17 protein-coding genes are annotated in these 21,074 nt (G+C 72.1%); 1 reads left to right on the top strand and 16 read right to left on the bottom strand.

The features are described from left to right. Positions 1-49: 49 nt before the first annotated feature. The 9 genes from obgE to AB0411_RS15140 all read right to left on the bottom strand — a co-directional run bounded on the left by obgE (position 50) and on the right by AB0411_RS15140 (position 12,882). Positions 50-1,486 carry a GTPase ObgE gene (gene obgE / locus AB0411_RS15180; RefSeq protein WP_366417724.1) on the bottom strand — a complete coding sequence of 479 codons (1,437 nt, stop codon included), beginning with the start codon at positions 1,484-1,486 and terminating at the stop codon, positions 50-52. 159 nt (positions 1,487-1,645) lie between these two features. Next, positions 1,646-1,903, bottom strand: coding sequence for a 50S ribosomal protein L27 (rpmA, locus tag AB0411_RS15175; protein WP_018088248.1), 258 nt, complete (start codon positions 1,901-1,903; stop codon positions 1,646-1,648). A gap of 14 nt (positions 1,904-1,917) precedes the next feature. Continuing rightward, positions 1,918-2,238: a 50S ribosomal protein L21 gene (gene rplU, locus AB0411_RS15170; protein ID WP_006605648.1), complete on the bottom strand. Its 321-nt coding sequence runs from the start codon at positions 2,236-2,238 to the stop codon at positions 1,918-1,920. Positions 2,239-2,520: 282 nt separating this feature from the next. Beyond that, a complete protein-coding gene (locus AB0411_RS15165) occupies positions 2,521-6,156 on the bottom strand; it encodes an Rne/Rng family ribonuclease (RefSeq protein ID WP_366417723.1) in 3,636 nt (1,211 codons plus the stop codon). A 220-nt stretch (positions 6,157-6,376) separates the two neighbouring features. Next, the gene (locus AB0411_RS15160) at positions 6,377-7,177 is read right to left on the bottom strand and encodes a TIGR03936 family radical SAM-associated protein (protein ID WP_366417722.1); all 801 of its coding nucleotides are present in this window, start codon (positions 7,175-7,177) and stop codon (positions 6,377-6,379) included. A gap of 48 nt (positions 7,178-7,225) precedes the next feature. After that, a complete protein-coding gene (locus tag AB0411_RS15155; RefSeq protein WP_366417721.1) occupies positions 7,226-8,416 on the bottom strand; it encodes a hypothetical protein in 1,191 nt (396 codons plus the stop codon). Between the two features lie 103 nt (positions 8,417-8,519). Beyond that, a complete protein-coding gene (locus AB0411_RS15150; RefSeq protein WP_366417720.1) occupies positions 8,520-9,074 on the bottom strand; it encodes a GNAT family N-acetyltransferase in 555 nt (184 codons plus the stop codon). A 78-nt stretch (positions 9,075-9,152) separates the two neighbouring features. Then, a complete protein-coding gene (locus AB0411_RS15145; RefSeq protein ID WP_366417719.1) occupies positions 9,153-11,078 on the bottom strand; it encodes a TIGR03960 family B12-binding radical SAM protein in 1,926 nt (641 codons plus the stop codon). 178 nt (positions 11,079-11,256) lie between these two features. Beyond that, positions 11,257-12,882, bottom strand: coding sequence for a CYTH and CHAD domain-containing protein (locus AB0411_RS15140; RefSeq protein ID WP_366417718.1), 1,626 nt, complete (start codon positions 12,880-12,882; stop codon positions 11,257-11,259). 184 nt (positions 12,883-13,066) lie between these two features. Here AB0411_RS15140 and AB0411_RS15135 point away from each other — a divergent pair, with 184 nt between their 5' ends. Continuing rightward, positions 13,067-13,519 carry an ATP-binding protein gene (locus AB0411_RS15135; protein ID WP_366417717.1) on the top strand — a complete coding sequence of 151 codons (453 nt, stop codon included), beginning with the start codon at positions 13,067-13,069 and terminating at the stop codon, positions 13,517-13,519. Between the two features lie 46 nt (positions 13,520-13,565). On the opposite strand, the gene rodA is transcribed toward AB0411_RS15135, so the two are convergent. From rodA to AB0411_RS15100, 7 genes are all read right to left on the bottom strand, one after another. After that, positions 13,566-14,747 carry a rod shape-determining protein RodA gene (gene rodA, locus AB0411_RS15130; protein WP_366417821.1) on the bottom strand — a complete coding sequence of 394 codons (1,182 nt, stop codon included), beginning with the start codon at positions 14,745-14,747 and terminating at the stop codon, positions 13,566-13,568. Between the two features lie 29 nt (positions 14,748-14,776). Continuing rightward, positions 14,777-16,921 carry a penicillin-binding protein 2 gene (mrdA, locus tag AB0411_RS15125; RefSeq protein WP_366417716.1) on the bottom strand — a complete coding sequence of 715 codons (2,145 nt, stop codon included), beginning with the start codon at positions 16,919-16,921 and terminating at the stop codon, positions 14,777-14,779. Between the two features lie 48 nt (positions 16,922-16,969). Then, complete coding sequence (mreD, locus tag AB0411_RS15120) at positions 16,970-17,689, bottom strand: rod shape-determining protein MreD (protein WP_366417715.1); 720 nt, start codon at positions 17,687-17,689, stop codon at positions 16,970-16,972. A gap of 3 nt (positions 17,690-17,692) precedes the next feature. Next, on the bottom strand, positions 17,693-18,625 hold the full coding sequence (mreC, locus tag AB0411_RS15115; protein ID WP_366417714.1) for a rod shape-determining protein MreC: 933 nt from the start codon (positions 18,623-18,625) through the stop codon (positions 17,693-17,695). A gap of 240 nt (positions 18,626-18,865) precedes the next feature. After that, positions 18,866-19,885 (bottom strand): rod shape-determining protein, encoded by a 1,020-nt coding sequence (locus tag AB0411_RS15110; RefSeq protein ID WP_003985182.1) that lies wholly within the window; start codon positions 19,883-19,885, stop codon positions 18,866-18,868. Between the two features lie 294 nt (positions 19,886-20,179). Continuing rightward, on the bottom strand, positions 20,180-20,593 hold the full coding sequence (ndk, locus tag AB0411_RS15105; RefSeq protein ID WP_159480864.1) for a nucleoside-diphosphate kinase: 414 nt from the start codon (positions 20,591-20,593) through the stop codon (positions 20,180-20,182). 125 nt (positions 20,594-20,718) lie between these two features. Continuing rightward, entirely contained in the window at positions 20,719-21,072 is a 354-nt protein-coding gene (locus AB0411_RS15100) for a DUF4233 domain-containing protein (RefSeq protein ID WP_366417713.1), read from the bottom strand. Positions 21,073-21,074 lie beyond the last annotated feature (2 nt).

Below are 21,074 nucleotides of genomic sequence, written 5' to 3'. Positions count from 1 at the left end.
GGGGCCTTCCCCGTTGGCCTGCGCGTGGCCCGTACGGCCGGGCGGACCGTCAGAAGGGCTGGAAGCCGTCGTACTCCTGGTCGGCCTCGTCCCGTGCCAGGTCGCGGTCCTTGCGGCGCTGCGCGGCCGGCCGGGGCGACTCCATGCGGTGGTCCTCGCCGCGCCGCCCCAGCATCTCCGCACCGGCCGCCATCATCGGCTCCCAGTCGAAGACGACCGCGTTGTCCTCGGGGCCGATGGCGATGCCGTCGCCCGCGTGCGCGCCCGCCTTGCGCAGCGCGTCCTCGACACCGAGACGGTTGAGGCGGTCGGCGAGGTAGCCGACGGCCTCGTCGTTGTTGAAGTCGGTCTGGCGGACCCAGCGTTCGGGCTTCTCGCCGCGCACGCGGAAGAAGTTCTCGCCCTCCTCCGTCACCGTGAAGCCGGCGTCGTCGACGGCCTGGGGCCGGATGACGATACGGGTGGCCTCCTGCACGGGCTTGGCGGCGCGGGCCTTGGCGACCACGTCGGCGAGCGCGTAGGACAGCTCCTTCAGACCCGTGTGGGCGGCCGCGGAGACCTCGAACACGCGGTAGCCGCGCGCCTCCAGGTCGGGGCGGACCAGGTCGGCGAGGTCCTTGCCGTCCGGGACGTCGATCTTGTTGAGGACGACCATCCGGGGCCGGTTCTCCAGGCCGCCGTACTGCGTGAGCTCCTCCTCGATGACGTCGAGGTCGGAGACCGGGTCGCGGTCGGACTCCAGGGTCGCGGTGTCCAGGACGTGCACCAGCACCTCGCAGCGCTCGACGTGCCGCAGGAACTCCAGGCCCAGGCCCTTGCCCTGGCTCGCGCCGGGGATCAGGCCGGGGACGTCCGCGATGGTGTAGACGGTCGAACCGGCCGTCACCACACCGAGGTTGGGCACCAGGGTGGTGAAGGGGTAGTCGGCGATCTTGGGCTTGGCGGCGGAGAGCACCGAGATCAGCGAGGACTTGCCGGCGCTCGGGTAGCCGACCAGCGCGACGTCCGCGACGGTCTTGAGTTCCAGCACGATGTCGCGGGCCTCACCGGGCTCGCCGAGCAGCGCGAAACCGGGCGCCTTGCGGCGGGCGGAGGCCAGCGCGGCGTTGCCGAGGCCGCCGCGGCCGCCCTGCCCGGCGACGAAGGTGGTGCCCTGGCCGACGAGGTCGGCGAGCACATTGCCCGCGCGGTCCAGGATGACGGTGCCGTCGGGGACCGGCAGGACCAGGTCCTGGCCGTTCTTGCCGGAGCGGTTGTCGCCCGCGCCCGGCTGGCCGTTGGTGGCCTTGCGGTGCGGGTGGTGGTGGTAGTCGAGCAGCGTGGTGACGTCCTGGTCGACCACCAGGATCACATCACCGCCGCGGCCGCCGTTGCCGCCGTCCGGGCCGCCCAGTGGCTTGAACTTCTCCCGCATCACGGAGGCCACGCCGTGGCCTCCGTTACCCGCGGCGACGTGCAGCTCGACGCGGTCCACGAAGGTGGTCATGGTGGGGGTGCCTCCAGATAACTACGGGTGTGTCGCTGTGCTTGCGCGCATATGTCTGTACTAACACGCAAGGGCGGACCGGCCTTCCCGCTCGCGCGGGAGAAGGCGGTCCGCCCCTGAGTGGTGCTGATGCTGAGCTATCGCTCGGTCAGGCCGGAATTACTCGGCGACCGGAACGATGTTCACGACCTTGCGGCCACGGTGGGTGCCGAACTGCACCGCACCGGCAGCGAGGGCGAACAGGGTGTCGTCGCCGCCGCGGCCGACGCCCGTGCCGGGGTGGAAGTGGGTGCCACGCTGGCGGACCAGGATCTCACCGGCGAGGACGGCCTGACCGCCGAAGCGCTTCACGCCGAGCCGCTGAGCATTGGAATCGCGACCGTTCCGAGTGGACGATGCGCCCTTCTTATGTGCCATGTCTCCTCAGTCCCTTACTTCGCCGGAGCGTCGATGCCGGTGATCTTCAGCGCCGTGTGGAGCTGGCGGTGGCCGATCCGCTTCTTGTAACCGGTCTTGTTCTTGTACTTCTGGATCCGGATCTTGTCGCCCTTGTGGTGGTCGACGACCTCGCCCTGGACCTTCACGCCGGCCAGGACCCACGGGTCGCTGGTGACCGAGTCGCCGTCGACGACCAGCAGCGTCGAGAGCTCGACGGTGTCGCCGACCTTGCTGGTGGAAATACGGTCAACCTCGATGACGTCGCCAACAGCAACCTTCTGCTGGCGTCCGCCGGTGCGCACGATCGCGTACACGCGGAACTCTCTTTCGCTAGAAACGGATCCTCTGATGCCAGCCGCTCACACGGGCTCGGGATAGGGCCCGTGGAATCCGAAAGGACGAGCGGCCTCCCTCGGCGGACCGAGAGGTGTGTGCTCAGGGGTTTGGTGTCACAGACACCGACGGTCAAGGTTACGGGGCCTTGACCAGGGGGTCAAACCGGCCCCGGGGCCGCCGAGGCGGTCCGGGGCACGGCCCTGCTGCTCGGGCCTCCGGCCGAGCCCCCGGTGCGGCACCGGGGGCTCGGCCGGAGCGGCTTACGCCGCGCCCTCCGCCTGCGCCACCGACGACTCCCCGGCGGCAGCGGTCTTCTTGGCCGCCGCCTTCTTGGTCGTCGCCTTCTTGGTGGTGGTCTTCTTCGCCGTGGCCTTCTTGGCGGTGGTGGTCTTCTTCGCCGCCGTCTTCTTGGCCGTGGTCTTCTTCGCCGCGGTCTTCTTGGCGGCGGCCTTCTTGGTCGTCGCCTTCTTCGCGGTCTTCTTGGCCGCGGGCTCCGCCTCGGCACCCTCGGCGGGCTCCGGGACCTCGGCCGGCTCCGGCTCGGCGACCGGCTCGGCCGCCGGGGCCTGCTCGGCCGGCACCACGATCTCCGCGGCCTCCTCGGCAGCCTTGGGAGCGCCCGCCGGGGCGGACACCTTCCGGCTCGCCCGGCGGCGGCCCCGGCCGCGCCCGGCGGCCGCCTCGGCCTCGGCCGGGCTGCTGAACCACTCGTCGGTCCCGTCCACCGCGGGCTGCAGCTCGGCCTCCGTCACGGGGGCGGGCTCCAGCTCGGGGGCACCGCCGTCCGGCGTCGGCTCGGCGGCCTCGACCTCGTGGACGTGCGGCTCGGGCTGGGTGCCCTTGCCCTTCTTCTTGCGCTTGCCACCGCCGCCGGCCGTCGTCGGCTGGTCCATGTGGACGATGACGCCGCGGCCGTTGCAGTGCACACACGACTCGGAGAAGGACTCCAGCAGACCCTGGCCGACCCGCTTGCGGGTCATCTGGACCAGGCCGAGCGAGGTGACCTCGGCGACCTGGTGCTTCGTACGGTCCCGGCCCAGGCACTCCAGCATCCGCCGCAGCACCAGGTCCCGGTTGGACTCCAGCACCATGTCGATGAAGTCGATGACGACGATGCCGCCGAGGTCGCGCAGCCGCAGCTGGCGCACGATCTCCTCGGCCGCCTCCAGGTTGTTCCTGGTGACGGTCTCCTCGAGATTGCCGCCCTGACCGGTGAACTTCCCGGTGTTGACGTCGATCACGACCATCGCTTCGGTCTTGTCGATCACCAGCGAACCGCCGCTGGGCAGCCAGACCTTGCGGTCCAGCGCCTTCATCAGCTGCTCGTCGATGCGGTACGTCGCGAAGACGTCGACGTCCGAAGTCCACTTCTGCAGCCGGTCGGTGAGGTCCGGGGCGACGTGCGCGACATAGCCGTGGATGGTCTGCCACGCGTCGTCACCGCTGACGATGACCTTGGAGAAGTCCTCGTTGAAGATGTCGCGGACGACCCGGACGGTCATGTCCGGCTCGCCGTAGAGCAGCGACGGGGAGCTGGTGGAGGCGGCCTTCGCCTTCTTCTGGATCTCCTCCCACTGCGCCTGCAGCCGCTGGACGTCGCGCGCCAGCTCGTCCTCGCTCGCGCCCTCGGCGGCGGTGCGGACGATGACACCCGCGTCCTCGGGGACGATCTTCTTGAGGATCTGCTTGAGCCGCGCCCGCTCGGTGTCGGGCAGCTTGCGGCTGATGCCGGTCATCGAGCCCTCGGGCACGTAGACCAGGTAGCGGCCGGGGAGCGAGACCTGGCTGGTGAGCCGGGCGCCCTTGTGGCCGATCGGGTCCTTGGTGACCTGCACCAGCACGGACTGGCCGGACTTCAGCGCGGTCTCGATGCGGCGCGGGCCGTTGGCCATGCCGAGCGCCTCGAAGTTGACCTCACCGGCGTACAGCACGGCGTTGCGGCCCTTGCCGATGTCGACGAAGGCGGCCTCCATCGACGGCAGGACGTTCTGCACCTTGCCGAGGTAGACATTGCCGACGTACGAGGTCGCCTGCTCCTTGTTGACGAAGTGCTCGACGAGCACGTTGTCCTCGAGAACGCCGATCTGGGTGCGCTCGCCGCTCTGGCGGACGACCATCACCCGCTCGACGGCCTCGCGGCGGGCGAGGAACTCCGCCTCGGTGATGATCGGCACCCGGCGGCGGCCCTGCTCGCGGCCTTCCCGGCGGCGCTGCTTCTTGGCCTCCAGGCGCGTCGAGCCCTTGATCGACTGCACCTCGTCGGCGCTGGTGCTCTCGTCCTTCTTGCGGGGCTCGCGGACCTTGACGACCGTGCGCTCCGGGTCGTCGGTGCCGCCGGTGCCCTCCTCGCCCGCGTCACCGGTGCGACGGCGGCGGCGACGGCGACGGCGGCTGCTGCTGGAGCCGCCGGCCGACTGCTCCTCGGCCTCCTCGTCGGCCCCGGACTCCTCCTCGGCCTCCTCGGACTCGGCCTGCGCGCCCTCCCGCTCCTCGGCGGGCTGCTCGTCGGCGCCCTCGGCGGCCTCACCGCGACGGCGGCGACGGCCACCACGGCGGCGACGGCGCGAGGGACGGTCGCCGGACTCGTCCTCGCCCTGGCCGCCCTCGGCCTGCGCGGTCTCCGGCTCGGCCGCTGCTTCGGCTTCCTCGGCCGCCGGCTCCGCCACGGGGGCGGCGGACACCTGCTCGGGCTCGGCCGGGGCGCCACGGCGGCGACGGCGGCGCGCACCGGCGGCGGGCTGCTCCTCCACGGCCGGCTCGGCCGCGGTCTCCTCCTGGCGGGCCGCGGCATGGGCGGCGGCCGCGGTCTCCGGCGTCTGGAACATCGGTTCGGTGAAGACCGGCGCCTGGAAGACGGCTGTCGGCGGGCGCTGCGCCCGGCGGCGGCCGCGCTGCGGCGCCTCCTGGGCGGGCTCCTCCTCGGCGCGGGGCGCCTCGGCGGCGGGCTGCTCGGCGGCCCGCTCACCACGGCGGCGCGCCCGGCGGCGGGGGGCCTCGGCGGTCGCGTCCTCGGCGGCGGGGGCCTGCTCGGCCGCCGGCGCCTCGGCCTCGGCCTCCTCGGCTTCCCCGGTCACCTGCGGGGCGCCCGAGGGCGCGGTGACCTTACGGGTGGCACGGCGGCGCGCCCGGGGCGGCTTGGCGTCCTCGGCGGGGGCCGCGGCCTCCTCCTCGGCGGCGGCGGGCGCGGCGCTCTCGGCGACCGGCGCGGCGCTCTCGGCGGCGGCCTCCTCGGCGTCGCCCGGCTGCGGGGCGCCGGCCGGCGCGGTGACCTTGCGGGTCGCACGGCGGCGGGTACGGCGCGGCGCGGCGTCCTCGGCCTCGGCGGCGTCCGGGGCCGCCACGGTGGCCGGGGCCTTTGGGGCGGGCTGCGCGGCGGGCGCGGTCTCCTCGGCGGCGGCAGTCTCCTGGCCGGCCTCGGTCTGCGGGGTTCCGGCGGGGGCGGTGACCTTGCGGGTCGCACGGCGGCGGCCGCGGCGCGGCGCGGCGTCCTCCGCCTGCGGCGCCTCGGCGGGCGTCTCCACGGCGGGCGTCTCCACGGCGGGCGCGGGGGCCTCGGCGGCGGGTTCGGCGGGCTCGCCGTCGGCGGGCTGCGGGGCGCCGGCCGGGGCGGTGACCTTACGGGTCGCGCGGCGGCGGGTACGGGCGGGCTTGGCCTCGTCCCCGGTGGTGACCGCGGAGGCGGTGGCCTCCTCGTCGAGGGCCGGATCGGCCGCGGGCGCGGCGGCCTCGGTGCTCACCACCTCTTCGGCGACGCCGCCGGCCACCGGAGGACCGGCCGGCCGGGAGGCCGCACGGCGCCGGCGGCGCGGCGGCAGGGTGTCGCTGGGTGAGTGGTTGTCGTCGGCGCCACGGTCCTGGGACGGCGTGGAGCGGGTGGGCTCAATGGGCTCGAGCATGCGGGCGGTTCTCCCGTCACGCTCCCGGGCGCCGCGCCTGATTCCGGCCGCGGTCCGCGTGATGAGCGCGGTCCCGCTGTCCGGGGCGTGGGCGCCGCACGGGAGCTGTCGTCTCGCTCGCCGATCCCCGTAGGGCGGTGACCGGCGAAAGTCTCCTGGTCAGTGCGCCTGCCGGACCGGGGTGGCTCCCTGGCTGATCGGCGACGCGACGACGGCGGTCCTACGCAGTACCGCCCCCGGCTGCCGGGGAGGCCCCGCTCGTCGCCTTCGCGGCACTCAGCCCGGCGGCCGTGGGTGGGGCGGCCGTGGCAGCGTCGCGGTCGGGCACTAGCGGGTCGGTCACCGCGCCGGTCTCCTCATCGAGCAGCCCCTGCGCCAGCCTGGTCACCGCTGCGGGGACCGGCGGCGCCAGGTCGGCCGTAGCTCGGAGGCCGGACAGGACGTCGTCGGGTCGAACGGCAGGTGTCAGATGCCGAACAACCAGCCGCAGTATCGCACAGGCTTTGCCGTCGGGCCTATCGCTGTCGTGGCCGGCGGCCTCCAGGCGGGCCACAGCGGCCCGCGCGTCGAAGGTCCGCATGCCGTTTTTCGTCCGCCGCTCGACCAGTACCTCGTCCGCGGCGAGGAACGCCTCGACAGCGCGCGCGGCCTCCGGGGCCTCGATGCCGTCGAGCCGGATCTCCCACACCGAGGCCTGCAGCCGGTCGGCCAGGCCGCTGGTGCGGGCCTCGACCGCGTCGGTCACATCGAGCCCGTCGGGCAGCGACTCGTCGAGGAGGGCGCGCAGGGTTTCCGGATCGCGGTGTTCGGCGAGCTGGATCTCCAGATATTCGGCCTCGCTGCCCGTACCGGTCGGGGCGGCGTTGGCGTACGACACCTTGGGGTGCGGGGTGAAGCCCGCGGAGTAGGCCATGGGGACCTCGGCGCGGCGCAGCGCCCGCTCGAAAGCGCGCTGGAAGTCGCGGTGGCTGGTGAACCGGAGGCGGCCGCGCTTGGTGTAGCGCAGTCGGATGCGCTGCACCGCCGGTGCGGGCGGCGGGCCTTCGGGCTGTCGCTTGCCCAGTGTCGTTCAGTCCTTCGTGAGTGCGGTCGTACTGCTACCTAGAGTACGTGTCCCGGGAGCTCCCGGTTCCCGCCGGGGCCGGGCGGCCGGAACCCGCCGCGGCTCCTCGGGGGCGCCGAACAGCGCCCGCCGGATCTCCCTGCGGGTCTGCCGCACGGTCTCGCGGGCGCTGCGCAGCGCCTGCCGGACCGGCCGCCAGATGCCGTCCCGTATGCCGTGCCCGAGGGGGGTGAGCACACTGCGGTAGGTCCAGCGCAGCGGTTCGACGAGGAGCCACCGCAGCACCGCGGCGAGGAACCGGCCGACGGCCCGGGAGACGATGCCGGCGGCGCGCCAGCAGTGCCCGAGCGCCGCCCCGGTCTCGCGCACGACCACCGTCACCACGGCCGCGAGCAGCCGCCCGGCGGGCGCCAGCACATACCGCCACAGGGTGACCAGCGGCACGATCACGAGCCACCGCACGAGGGCGGCGAGCACGGTGCCGATGCCGCGCACCAGCCAGGCGACGCCCCGTCCGCACGGCGTCAGCACCCGGGCGTACAGCCACTGGGCGGGGACCACGAGCAGGTACCGCACCAGCCACGCCAGGGCCGCGCCGGCCGCCCGGCCCGCGGGCGCCAGGACGTACCGCCACAGGGCCACCCACGGCCGGACGAACACCGCACGGCCCAGCCACAGCAGGACCGTGCCCAGGCCGCGCAGCAGCCGGGCGAGGCCGTGCCCCAGCGGCGTCAGCACCTGCGCGTACAGCCACTGGGCGGGGACCACGAGCAGGTACCGCACCAGCCACGCCAGGGCCGCGCCGGCCCCCCGGCCCGCCGGGGCGAGGACGGCGCGCCACAGCCACCCCAGCGGGGCGAGCACCAGCGAGCGCCAGGTCCACCCGAGCGGGAGCACGACGAGGGTGTGCCAGGCCCAGGCGACGGGCACCACCACGAGGATGCGCCAGGCCCATGCCGCGGGGCGGACCACGAGGGTGTGCCACAGCCGGGCGAGGCCGCGTCCGAGGGGGCGCAGCACGCTCCGGTCGACGGCCCGGCCGGCCGCGGTCAGCGCGTCCCACACCAGGCGCACCGGCACCACGAGCACCAGCACCACGATCCGCACCGGGATCCGGACCACTTGGGTCACACAGCCCTCGCCCGGCTCGTACCGGGCGGGCACCTGCCGGTCCGTCCCCGTGTGTTCCCGCTCCATTCCCGTTCCCCCCGTACGTCCGTCCTTGCCCTGCCGCGTCCCGGGACGGCCCGTCGCGCAGGCGCGGCGGCGCTCCCCGCCCCCTCCGGGCGGGCCGGTGCCGCTACTGCCCGGCGCCGGCCGCGGGTGCGCGGATCCAGTAGCGCAGCTTCTCGTCCCGCTGGTCCTCGAAGATCCCGCCGCAGGACTCGATGACCTTACGCGAGCCGGTGTTGGTGTCGTCGCAGGTGACCAGCACCGGGTCGAGGCCCAGTTCGTGATGGGCGACCGGGAGGGCGGCGCGCAGCATGGCGGTGGCGTGGCCCCGGCGGCGCGCGCCGGGGCGCACGGCGTAGCCGATGTGGCCGCCGTAGTCGAGGAGTTCGCCGGTGAGGCGGTGGCGGAACGTCACCCGCCCCAGGTAGACACCGTCCGCCACCCACCACCGGGTCGTCATGGGGACCACGCCGTCGGCGCGCTCCTCCAGGGATGCGCCCCCGACCGTGCCCACGTACTCGGCGAACCCCTCGGCGGTCGGCCAGCGGTCGGCCCACGTGCGCAGCTCCCGGGCGAGGCCGGAGTGCGGTACCTGCTCCGTGCCGTCGGCGCGGAACTCCTCCATCGCGGCGAGGAAGGAGGCATGGACGGCGACGGTGGGGGCGATGAGCTGCGGCGGCATCGCCCCATTGTGCGGGAGCACGCCGCGGCCCGGCCCCGCGGGGTGCGGGAGCCGGGCCGAAGGGGCGTACGGGAAGGGCTACTTGACGACGGTCAGCGGCAGCAGCTTCTTGCCGGTCGGGCCGATCTGGATCTCGGTGTCCATCTGCGGGCAGACGCCGCAGTCGAAGCACGGGGTCCAGCGGCAGTCCTCGACCTCGGTCTCGTCGAGCGCGTCCTGCCAGTCCTCCCAGAGCCAGTCCTTGTCGAGGCCGGAGTCCAGGTGGTCCCAGGGCAGGACCTCCTCGTACTCCCGCTCACGGGTGGTGTACCAGGCGACGTCCACGCCGAAGTCGGGCAGCGTCTCCTCGGCGGCCTTCATCCAGCGGTCGTACGAGAAGTGCTCGCGCCAGCCGTCGAAGCGGCCGCCGCCCTCGTAGACGGCGCGGATGACCGAGCCGACGCGGCGGTCGCCGCGCGAGAGCAGGCCCTCGACGATGCCGGGCTTGCCGTCGTGGTAGCGGAAGCCGATGGAACGGCCGTACTTCTTGTCGCCGCGGATCTTGTCCCGGAGCTTTTCGAGCCGGGCGTCCGTCTCCTCGGCCGACAGCTGCGGCGCCCACTGGAACGGGGTGTGCGGCTTGGGGACGAAACCGCCGATGGAGACCGTGCAGCGGATGTCGTTCTGCCCGGAGGCCTTGCGGCCCTCGGCGATGACCTTGACCGCCATGTCGCCGATCTGCAGCACGTCCTCGTCGGTCTCGGTCGGCAGACCGCACATGAAGTAGAGCTTCACCTGCCGCCAGCCGTTGCCGTAGGCCGTCGAGACGGTCCTGATCAGGTCCTCTTCGGAGACCATCTTGTTGATGACCTTGCGCATCCGCTCGGAGCCGCCCTCGGGCGCGAAGGTCAGACCGGAGCGACGGCCGTTGCGCGTCAGCTCGTTGGCGAGATCGACGTTGAAGGCGTCGACCCGGGTCGACGGCAGCGACAGACCGATCTTGTCTTCCTCGTACCGGTCGGCGAGCCCCTTGGCGATGTCACCGATCTCGGTGTGGTCCGCGGAGGACAGCGACAACAGGCCGACCTCCTCGAATCCCGTGGCCTTCAGCCCCTTGTCCACCATGTCGCCGATGCCGGTGATGCTTCGCTCCCGTACAGGGCGCGTGATCATGCCGGCCTGGCAGAAACGGCAGCCGCGGGTGCAGCCGCGGAAGATCTCGACCGACATCCGCTCGTGGACGGTCTCGGCCAGGGGGACGAGCGGCTGCTTGGGGTAGGGCCACTCGTCGAGGTCCATGACGGTGTGCTTGGACACCCGCCACGGGACGCCGGAGCGGTTCGGCACGACGCGGGAGATCCGCCCGTCGGCGAGGTACTCGACGTCGTAGAACTTGGGGACGTAGACGCTGCCGGTCTTCGCGAGGCGGAACAGCAGCTCGTCGCGGCCGCCGGGCCGGTCCTCGGCCTTCCAGGCGCGGATGATCTCGGTGATCTCCAGCACCGCCTGCTCGCCGTCGCCCACGACCGCGCAGTCCAGGAAGTCCGCGATCGGCTCGGGGTTGAAGGCCGCGTGACCGCCCGCCAGGACGATCGGGTGGTCCTCGGTGCGGTCCTTGGCCTCCATCGGGATGCCGGCGAGGTCCAGGGCCGTGAGGAGGTTGGTGTACCCCAGCTCGGTCGAGAAGGAGACCCCGAGCACGTCGAAGGCGCCGACGGGGCGGTGCCCGTCGACCGTGAACTGCGGGACCTGGTGCTCCCGCATCAGCGCTTCGAGGTCCGGCCACACGCTGTACGTGCGCTCGGCCAGCACGCCCTCGCGTTCGTTGAGGACCTCGTAGAGGATCATGACGCCCTGGTTGGGCAGACCGACCTCGTAGGCGTCCGGGTACATGAGCGCCCACCGCACATCGCAGGAGTCCCAGTCCTTGACGGTGGAGTTCAGCTCACCGCCGACGTACTGAATGGGCTTCTGCACATGCGGGAGCAGGGCCTCGAGCTGCGGGAAGACCGACTCGGCAGACATCTCGAACCTTCGTGAGCTGGCAGGGGGCGACTCTCAAGCGTAACCGCTCGCAGACACCCCCTCGCACGGCAGCCGGCGGGCCGCGGCGGGCCGGGGGCCCGGGCGCGCCCCGGGGCCGGGCCCCGCCCGACGGTCGCGCCCGGTGCACCGCGGCACGACGGCCGGCCGCCGTGCGCCGTCACGCCCGGAGCGCGTCCCGGTGCTTGCGCCGTGAGACCTTCTTCCACAGGCGCGGCAGCTCCCGCTCCCGGTCCGCCGCGCGGGCCTCCTCGCGCCCGTACAGCAGACCGAAGGTGAAGCCGCCCTCGCCGGCCTGGTGCGCCTGGGTGGCGAGCTCGCGCAGCGCGCCGCGCGCCACCACGCTGTCCTGGTGGTCGCCCAGCAGCTGCTGCACCCGCTTGATCCGCTTGGCGAACGTCTTCGCCGGCCCGCCGAGCGCCGGACGGGCGGCCTCCGCCGCGTACCGCGCCCGCTTGGCGGCCTTGCGGGCACCGTGCAGCGCCTCGTCCCGCTCCCGCCCGGCCGGCGCCGCCAGCGCGGCCTCCACACGGCGAGCCAGCCGCCGGTAGTCCTTCAGCACGGCCGCGGCCACGATCCCGGGCGCCGGACGGTCGGCGGCCGGGCGCAGCGGCGGCGCCTCCAGGAGGGCGTACAGGCTCTTCAGCAGCGACAGATAGCGGGACCCGTCCAATACGGCGAGCACCTCCTTGCGCGAGCCGGCCCGCCGCCGCTCGGACCAGATGCGCAGCCGGGCGGCCACCGGGCCGAGCCGCAGCGGCCGGGGCACCTCGGCCAGCGCGCCCTGCAGCCGTTCGGTCAGCACCTCGCGGTCCCGGTCCACCCCCAACTCCGCCGCCAGCCACTTGAGTTCGAGGCCGATGGGCAGGGTGACGGCGCGGTCGAGCACCTGGGTGTACGAGCGGAAGGCGCTGCGCAGCCGGCGGGTGGCGACCCGCATCCGGTGCACCGAGTCGGGCAGGTCCTGCCGTACCGCCGGATCGAGCTCGATGATCACCCGTACCTGCTCGCGGACGTACTGGAGCACCACGTCGGCGGCGGTGGGCCCGGCCTTCTTCCCGGCCCCCTTGCCCTTGCCCTTGGCCTTCCCCTTCCCTCCGCGCTTCCCGGCACCTCGGGGGCGCGGCGTGTGCGGCTGCGCGCCCGGGGGCGCGGGCCGGTCGCGGTCCAGGCCCGTCTCGGCCAGCGCCCGCGCCAGCTTGGACTCCGTGGCGGCGGGGCGCGCCCCCGCCGCGACCAGCGCCCTGCCGACCTCGTCCAGCAGCGCCGCATCGCCGCCGCCGAGCAGCTCCACCTCGATCTCGCGCCAGCGGACCTCGGCCGGCCCTGCCCCGCCCTTCGCGGACTCCCCCGCCCGCCGGGCGCGCACCTCGTCCACCGCGAGCTCCGCGAGCGGCGCCCCCGCGGCGTCCTTGAGCACCCGGACCGTGCGCCGCGTCCGCAGCCGTACGAGCGGGACCGGCTCCCGGTCCAGTACCCGTGACCGGACGAGGGCGGTCAGCTCCGGGGGCGGCACCTCGGACAGCGGCGCCCGCACCTCGTCCCGCACACCGGGCGCGACCGGCAGCTTCAGGTGCCAGCCCGCGTCCTTGCCGCCGGTGCGCCGGCGCAGCGTGATGTGGGCGGCGGCGAGGCGCTGGTCCGGAGTGTCGTAGTAGAGGGCGTCGAGGTCGTCGACCCCGGCTTCCCCCACGGTGGCGACCCGGCCGATGCCGGCCAGATCGGGCAGTCGCGCGTCGTCGTCGACCTCGTACTTCCGCTCGATTTCCCGCACGGTGTCCGCCATGCATCGAGGCTAGCCACCCGCTCCCGCCGGGGCCACCCACCCGACCGGGGAAGCCCCGCGCGACGGGATGCGGGGAGCGGGTGGCATCCGCCGCACACCATGGCTTACGCTGTGTAACGAAGCGAATACGCAGAGTGCAGAGCTGGATCGGCGCTCACTCGACCCCTCGGGGAGGGAGACACCCGTGCACCCCTCGACCGCACCCGTCCCCCGGACACCCATCCGCGTCCCGGCAGGCGCCCGTCCCTACGTCCTGTCCGCACCGAGCACCCCCGCGGCCCCGAAGGCCGCCCGCGACTTCGTCCGCGCCGTGCTGCGCCGCGCCCCGCTCGCGCCGCTCCTCGACACCGCCGTGCTGCTCACCTCTGAGGCGGTGACCCGCGCCCATCTGCACACCCCGCGGACCGCGGACATCTGGCTGCGGCTGCTGACCGCCGGGCACGGCCTGCGGATCAGCGTGCACGACGACGCACCGGCCCGGATTCCGCGCCCCGGCCCCGCGGCCGGCGAGCCGCCGGACGACTACGGGCTGCTGCTGACGGGCCGGCTCGCCGACGACTGGGGCACCACCCCTTCCGAGGGCCTCCCCCGGTCCACCACGCTCTGGTTCGAGCTGCGCCTCCCGGCCGCACCATGAGCGCGGGCGGGGAGCACGCACGGGCCTCGCGGGCGGGGAACCGGCGTCAGCGGGAGGCCGACAGGGGGCGCTGGACGCGGATCGACTGGAGCAGCCCGATCGCGATCCAGACCGCGAACATGGACGTGCCGCCGTAGGAGACGAACGGCAGGGGGAGGCCGGTGACGGGCATGATGCCCAGCGTCATCCCGATGTTCTCGAAGGACTGGAAGGCGAACCACGCGATGATGCCGGCGGCGACGATCGTGCCGTAGAGCTCGGTCGACTCGCGCGCGATCCGGCAGGCCCGCCACATCACGACGCCGAGCAGCACGATGATCAGGCCCGCCCCCAGGAAGCCGAGCTCCTCACCGGCGACGGTGAAGATGAAGTCCGTCTGCTGTTCGGGGACGAACTGGCCGGTGGTCTGGCTGCCGTGGAAGAGGCCGGAGCCGGTCAGTCCGCCGCCGCCGATCGCGATCCGGGCCTGGTTGGTGTTGTAGCCGACACCGGCCGGGTCGAGGCTCGGGTTGGCGAACGCCGCGAAGCGGGCGATCTGGTAGGCGTCCAGCAGACCGAGCTGCCAGATCGCCACACAGCCCACGACGCCGGTCCCGACCAGCCCGAGGATCCAGCGGTTGGAGGCGCCGGAGGAGAGCAGGACGCCCAGGATGACGGCGCCGAGCACCATCACCGAGCCGAGGTCCGGCATCAGCATGATCACGGCGACCGGGACGGCGGCCAGCGCGAGCGCCTGGACGACGGTCCGGTGGCCGGGGTTCGGGCGGTCGCCCGCGTCGACCCGGGACGCCAGGATCATGGCCATGCCGAGCGTGATGGTGATCTTCGCGAACTCGGCGGGCTGCAGCGAGAAGCCGCCGGGGATCGCCAGCCAGGAGCGCGAGCCGTTGATGGTGGCGCCCAGCGGCGTCAGCACCAGCAGCGCCAGCACGACCGACAGGCCGTAGAGGATCGGGACCGCGCCGCGGAGCGTGCGGTGCCCGAGCCAGATCGTGCCGGCCGTCAGCGCCAAGCCGATCCCGAGGTTCAACAGGTGGTGCAGGAAGTAGTAGTACTCGTCGCCGTGGTTGAGCTCGGTGCGGTTGCGGGTGGCGGAGAAGACCAGCATCGAGCCGATCAGCGAGAGCACCAGGCAGGACAGCAGCAGTATCCAGTCCAGCTTGCGCAGCACCGAATCGCGCGCCGTCAGCTTGCCCCAGGTGCCGAGCTCGGGGGTGTAGCGCCGGATCGAGAACGCCCGGGAGGTATGGCTGGTCGTCACTGTGGGCTCTCCGATGCGGACGGCGACGGCAGGACGTACGGCTTGATGGGCTGAGCCTGGATGGTCCCGTCACCCTCGATCTTGGGGAGCGAGCCCTGGGGCTTCGGCAGCAGGGCGGCCTTCGGGTTGATCCCTCCCTTCTCGTCGACTCCGTACAGGGCGTTGTAGATGTTGCGCACCGCCGGGCCGGAGGCGCCGGAGCCGGTACCACCCTGAGCGATCGTCATGACGATCGTGTAGTCCTTGGTGTACGTCGCGAACCACGAGGTGGTCTGCTTGCCGTAGACCTCGGCCGTGCCGGTCTTGGCGTGCATCGGAATCTTGTCCTGCGGCCAGCCCTGGAAGCGCCAGGCGGCGGTACCGCGGGTGGCCACACCGGCCAGCGCGGAGTCGATCTGCCGGAGCGTCTTGGGGCTGTCGGGCAGCTTGCCGTGGGACGTGGGCTTGATCTGCTGCACCCGCTTGCCGTCGGGGCTGACGACCGCCTTGCCGACGGTCGGGTTGTAGAGGGTGCCGCCGTTGGCGATCGCGCCGTAGATGGTCGCCATCTGGATCGGGGTGACGAGGGTGTCGCCCTGCCCGATCGCGTAGTTGATGGAGTCGTAGGCGTGCAGCTTCATGCCTTCGAGGCAGCCCTCACGGGCGAGCTTGGTGCCGAAGTCCTTCTTCTTGGGCCAGGCCTTGGCCTGCTCGCACCAGCCGGCCTTGTTGGCCTTCCAGAAGTCGGTCTTCCACTTGCGGTCGGGGACCCGGCCGGTGACCTCGTTGGGGAGGTCGATGCCGGTCTCCTTGCCCAGGCCGAACTGGTGGGCGGTGCGGTAGAACCAGTCGTTGGGGTTCTTCTTGGGCTTGTCGCCGCCGTCCTTCTTCCACTCGTCGTGCGAGAGCCGGTAGAAGACGGTGTCGCAGGAGACCTCCAGCGCCCGGCCCAGGCTGATGTCGCCGTGGCCCTCGCCCTCGAAGTTCTTGAAGACCTGGCCGCCGATGCTGTACGAGCTGGTGCAGGGGTAGTGGCCGTTGAAGTCGTAGCCCGCGTTGATCGCCGCCGTGGTCGAGATGACCTTGAAGATCGAGCCGGGGGCGGCCTGCCCCTGGATGGCGCGGTTGAGCAGCGGGTAGTTGGAGTCCTTGCCGGTGAGGTGGGCGTAGTCCTTGCCGGAGATGCCGCCGACCCAGGCGTTGGGGTCGTAGGTGGGGTTGGAGGCCATCGCCACCACCCGGCCGGTCTTGGCCTCCATCACGACCACGGCGCCCGAGTCGGCCTTGTAGTTGGTGCCGGTGTTCTTGTCGTGCACCTTGCGGGCGTCCTTCATGGCCTGCTCGAGCTGCTTCTCCGCTATGGCCTGGACCCTCGCGTCGATGCTGGTGACGACGCTCGCGCCGCCCTGGCCCTTCTCGCTGGCGGCCCGGCCGATGACCCGGCCGAGGTTGTCGACCTCGTAGCGGGTGACGGCGGCCTTGCCGCGCAGGTAGCGGTCGTACGTCCGCTCCAGACCGGACCGGCCGATCTGGTCGGAGCGCAGGAAGGGCGAGCTGGTGTTCTTGGCCTTGTTGATCTCCTCGTCGGTCACCGGCGAGAGGTAGCCGAGCACCTGGGCGGTGTTGGCGTTGCCGGGCTCGGCGTAGCGGCGCACGGCGGTGGGCTCGGCGCTGATGCCGGGGAAGTCCTCGGAACGCTCCCGGATCTGGAGGGCCTGCTGGGTGGTGGCCTCGTCGGTGATCGGGATCGGCTGGTACGGCGAGCCGTTCCAGCAGGGCTGCGGCGTCTTGGAGTCGCACAGCCGGACCTTGTTGCGGATCTCCTTCTCGGACAGGCCGAGCACCTTGGCCAGCCGGCCGAGCACGGCCTTGCCGTCGTCCTTCATCTTCAGCAGCTCGGTGCGGCTCGCGGAGACGACCAGACGGGTCTGGTTGTCGGCCAGCGGCACCCCGCGCGCATCGAGGATGGAGCCGCGGGTGGCGGGCTCGATGACCTGCTGGACGTGGTTGTTCTTCGCCTCCGTGGCGTACTCCTGGCCGTTGCGGATCTGCAGATACCACAACCGCCCGCCGAGGGTCAGCAGCAGGGAGAAGACCAGGATCTGGATCGCGATGAGCCGGACGCCGACCCGGGAGGTCCGGGTTTCCGGGAGATTACTCATGGCGCGCAGCGCCTCCACGAGAGGTGGTGGTCGGGAGAGGGGAGGGCGTCACAGTCGCTTGACCCCCTTGATGCGGCCCACCTTGTCGCGGGCCGACTTGCCGAGCAGACTGCCGCGCTGGCTGCCGATGCCCGTCCCCGTGCGCAGGGACTTCATGGCGCCTCGGCTGGCCTTGAGGCCGGTACCGGTGGTGAGCCAGCCGTAGCCCGCGTCCCGGCTGCCGCCCGCCCCGCTGGTACTGCTCGAACCGTCGCCGGACAGCAGATCGCCCTCGGTTCTGCGCGCCAGCGCCATCACCAACGGCACCGTGAACGGGGCCAGCAGCAGGTCGTAGAGGGTGGCGCTGAGCAGCAGCCCGACGATGCCGACGTGCCGGGCGGCGGTGTCGCCGACCAGCGCGCCGACGCCGGCGTACATCAGCGTGGAGCCGACGGCCGCGCCGAGGACGACGATCAGCGGCAGCGTCGCCGAACGGTGCTGGCCGGAGTCCGGCTTGGTCAGCCCCGCGGCGTAGCCGATGACGCAGAGCACCAGCGCATAGCGGCCGATGGCGTGGTCGGAGGGCGGGGCGAGGTCGGCCAGCAGACCGGCGAAGAAGCCGACCAGGGCGCCGCCGACATGGCCGTAGACCAGCGCCAGACCGAGCACGACGAGCAGCAGCAGATCCGGTACCGCACCGGGAAGCTGGAGTCTGGCGAGCATGGTGACCTGGATGACGAGGGCGACGACCACCAGCGGGGCCGAGAGCAGGATCCGGTTGATGCGCATCGGTCAGCTCCTGGGAGAGGCGCTCGCGGAGGGGGTGGCCGTGACGGTGACCGTCGGCGTCGGCTTGGGCTTCGCGGGGGCGGGCGGCAGCACGGTGTCGCGCGGGTCCTCGCGGGGCGGCGCGACGACCACGCCGACGATGTCGAGCTGGGAGAAGGACACGAAGGGCCGCACCTGGAGGTTGCGGGTCAGGTCGCCGTTGGACGGCTCGACCCTGACGACCCTGCCCACGGGCACGCCGGGCACGAACGGCTTGTCCCGGCTGGAGCCGAAGGTGACCAGGCGGTCGCCCCGCCTGATGTTGGCCTTGCCGTTGAGGAGCTGGACGCGCAGCGAGCGGACGCCCTGCCCGTTGGCGAAGCCGATCTCGTTGGTCTTCTCCATGCGGGTGCCGACGGTGAAGTCGGGGTCGGCGGCGAGCAGGACGGTGGAGGTGTCGGCGCCGACGGTGGTGACCCGGCCGACCAGACCGTCGCCGTTGAGCACGGTCATGTCACGGGCGATGCCGTCCCGGCGGCCGGCGTCGATGGTGATGGTCCAGGAAAAGCCCTGGGCCGAGCCGATGGCGATGACCTGGGCGCCCTTGATGCCGTACTGGCCGGTGCCCGCGATCTTGAGGATCTTGTCGAGCTCGGCGGCCCGGCTGCGGTTCCGGTCGGAGGAGCCGAGCTTGGCCTTCAGCGCCTCGTTCTGGTGCTCCAGCCTGCTGATCCGGTCGTGCCGGCTGCCGGAGTCCCGCACGGCGCCGATGGCGTTGCCGACCGGATTGACGACGCGGGCGACGCCGCTCTCGACCGGGCCGAAGGCGGAGGCGGCGACTTGCCGGGCACCATCGAGCGGGGACTGTTCGCCGCCGCGGATATCGACCGTGATCAGCGCGAACGCGATCGCGACCAGCAGCACCAGCAGCAGCCGGCTCTCTCGTGTGTCCCTCACGTGCGGCGGCCGTGTCCTTCCTCGTAGGACCGGCCGGCTGCGGGCCCCGCCGGTCTCGTTCGGGAGTTGAGCGTTGTGCCTGTATGACGGTGCCGGATGGTGGAGCGTCAGTGCACCGTGTCTGTCGGGGTGTTGTGCCTGTATACCAGCGGCCGGACGGACCCGGTCACCGGCGCCGGGGTTCCCGGGCGCCGCGGACGCCGTTCGACGGCCGCGGCGCGGACCGGGACCCGGGCCGTGCTACCTGCGCGGCTGGGAGTCGAGGACCTGCTGGAGCGCCTCGAACTCCTCGACGCACTTGCCGGAACCGAGCGCGACGGAGTCGAGCGGGTCCTCGGCGATGTGGATGGGCATACCGGTCTCGCGGCGCAGCCGCTCGTCGAGGCCGCGGAGCAGGGCGCCGCCTCCGGTGAGCACGATGCCGCGGTCCATGACGTCACCGGACAGCTCCGGCGGGCACTTGTCGAGCGTCGTCTTGACCGCGTCGACAATCGAGTTGACCGGCTCCTCGATGGCCTTGCGGACCTCGGCGGCCGAGATGACGACGGTCTTCGGCAGGCCGGAGACCAGGTCACGGCCGCGGATCTCGGTGTGCTCGTCCTGTTCGAGGTCGTACGCCGAGCCGATGGTGATCTTGATGCTCTCGGCGGTGCGCTCGCCCAGCAGAAGGCTGTACTCCTTCTTGATGTGCTGGATGATCGCGTTGTCGAGCTCGTCGCCGGCCACCCGGATGGACTGCGCGGTGACGATGCCGCCGAGCGAGATGACCGCGACCTCGGTCGTGCCGCCGCCGATGTCCACGACCATGTTGCCGGTGGCCTCGTGGACCGGCAGGCCGGAGCCGATCGCCGCGGCCATCGGTTCCTCGATGATGTGGACCTGGCGCGCGCCGGCCTGGGTGGAGGCCTCGATGACCGCGCGGCGCTCCACTCCGGTGATGCCGGAGGGGACACACACGACGACCCGCGGGCGGGCCAGGTAGCGCCGCTTGTGGATCTTGAGGATGAAGTAGCGGAGCATCCGCTCGGTGATCTCGAAATCGGCGATCACGCCGTCTTTCAGGGGCCGTACGGCGACGATGTTGCCGGGCGTGCGCCCGATCATCTTCTTCGCCTCAGCACCCACCGCGAGAATGCCGCCGGTGTTGGTGTTGATGGCCACGACCGACGGCTCGTTGAGGACGATGCCGCGGCCCCTGACGTACACCAGCGTGTTGGCGGTCCCGAGGTCGACAGCCATGTCACGGCCGATGAACGACATGTTGTTCCCCATGAGGATACGTCTGGCCTTCCCAACTGGAGCGAATGCTTACTGGAGGTCGGCAGGAGGTGATGCGCTGTGCGGCGCGGAAGCCTCCATCGTAGTTCGTAGTGCGCCCACTCGAACACGTCGGGAGGCTGTTCCGCCATTGTCAGCCGTACACGCACCCGCCCCCCTTAATGGTGACGTCGTGTCGCGGTGATGCGTTCCCCCGATCGTGTCGTATACACCAAAGGGCGACCGATGATTTTGTCGGTCGCCCCTGGTCACGAGGGGTGCACAGCTGATGACTCGTCAGGAAATGCCGGGAAAGAAAATCTTGATCTCGCGCTCGGCGGACTCTTCGGAATCCGACGCATGGATCAGATTCTCCCGGGTGATCGTTCCGAAGTCCCCACGAATGGACCCACCCGGTGCGGCAATCGGGTCAGTCGGACCGGCGAGCATCCGCACGCCCTCGATCACCCGCTCGCCCTCGACGACCATCGAGACCACCGGACCGGAGGACATGAAAGCGACCAGCGGCTCGTAGAACGGCTTGCCGACGTGCTCGGCGTAGTGCTGCTCCAGAAGGGCACGGTCCAGGCTGCGCAGCTCCAGCGCGCTGATCGTCCAGCCGGCCTTCCGCTCGATACGGCCGATGATCTCGCCGATCAGGCCGCGCGTGACGGCGTCGGGCTTGAGAAGGACGAGGGTGCGCTGGCTCACGGAGAAACTCCCTGGATATGAACAACGGTCAGCGGGTGAACTGAGGCTACATGGGTGACCGGGCCGTGAGCGGCCCCGCCCCCGGTCTCCGGGCACGGGCCGTCCGGGGGCCGCGCGGACACTCCCTAAGCCGCCTCGCCCGACGCCTCGGCCTGCGCCGCCCAACGGGCCTTCGCCTCGTCGATCTTGCGGCCGAAGTGGACCGAGGCCCACCACAGGGCCGCGAAGACCACGCCCAGGAAGAACATCGTCGGCACCACGAAACCGCTGGCGATCAGGGCGATCTGCAGCACCCAGCCGAGCTGGACGCCACCCGGACGGGTCAGCATCCCGCACAGCGCGAGGCTCAGCAGCATCGCGACGCCGCTGACCGTCCAGACCGTGGCCGCCGGCAGGTCGGTCATCTGCATCGCGACCAGACCGGCGAAGCCGATCACGAAGAATTCGCCTATCAGGGTGCTGGCACACAGCGTGCGCATGG

This window comes from Streptomyces angustmyceticus (assembly GCF_040701845.1).
Taxonomy (GTDB): domain Bacteria; phylum Actinomycetota; class Actinomycetes; order Streptomycetales; family Streptomycetaceae; genus Streptomyces; species Streptomyces angustmyceticus_A.
This window is presented reverse-complemented; position numbering and strand designations above follow the sequence as displayed.

What these genes read in the sequence shown, in the direction of transcription:
- obgE (WP_366417724.1), bottom strand. Translation starts at nt 1,486, where the DNA reads ATGACCACCTTCGTGGACCGCGTCGAGCTGCACGTCGCCGCGGGTAAC.
- mrdA (WP_366417716.1), bottom strand. Translation starts at nt 16,921, where the DNA reads ATGAGTAATCTCCCGGAAACCCGGACCTCCCGGGTCGGCGTCCGGCTC.
- AB0411_RS15150 (WP_366417720.1), bottom strand. Translation starts at nt 9,074, where the DNA reads ATGCCGCCGCAGCTCATCGCCCCCACCGTCGCCGTCCATGCCTCCTTC.
- AB0411_RS15165 (WP_366417723.1), bottom strand. Translation starts at nt 6,156, where the DNA reads ATGCTCGAGCCCATTGAGCCCACCCGCTCCACGCCGTCCCAGGACCGT.
- AB0411_RS15155 (WP_366417721.1), bottom strand. Translation starts at nt 8,416, where the DNA reads ATGGAGCGGGAACACACGGGGACGGACCGGCAGGTGCCCGCCCGGTAC.
- AB0411_RS15100 (WP_366417713.1), bottom strand. Translation starts at nt 21,072, where the DNA reads ATGCGCACGCTGTGTGCCAGCACCCTGATAGGCGAATTCTTCGTGATC.
- AB0411_RS15145 (WP_366417719.1), bottom strand. Translation starts at nt 11,078, where the DNA reads ATGTCTGCCGAGTCGGTCTTCCCGCAGCTCGAGGCCCTGCTCCCGCAT.
- AB0411_RS15110 (WP_003985182.1), bottom strand. Translation starts at nt 19,885, where the DNA reads ATGTCGTTCATCGGCCGTGACATGGCTGTCGACCTCGGGACCGCCAAC.
- mreD (WP_366417715.1), bottom strand. Translation starts at nt 17,689, where the DNA reads ATGCGCATCAACCGGATCCTGCTCTCGGCCCCGCTGGTGGTCGTCGCC.
- rpmA (WP_018088248.1), bottom strand. Translation starts at nt 1,903, where the DNA reads ATGGCACATAAGAAGGGCGCATCGTCCACTCGGAACGGTCGCGATTCC.
- AB0411_RS15140 (WP_366417718.1), bottom strand. Translation starts at nt 12,882, where the DNA reads ATGGCGGACACCGTGCGGGAAATCGAGCGGAAGTACGAGGTCGACGAC.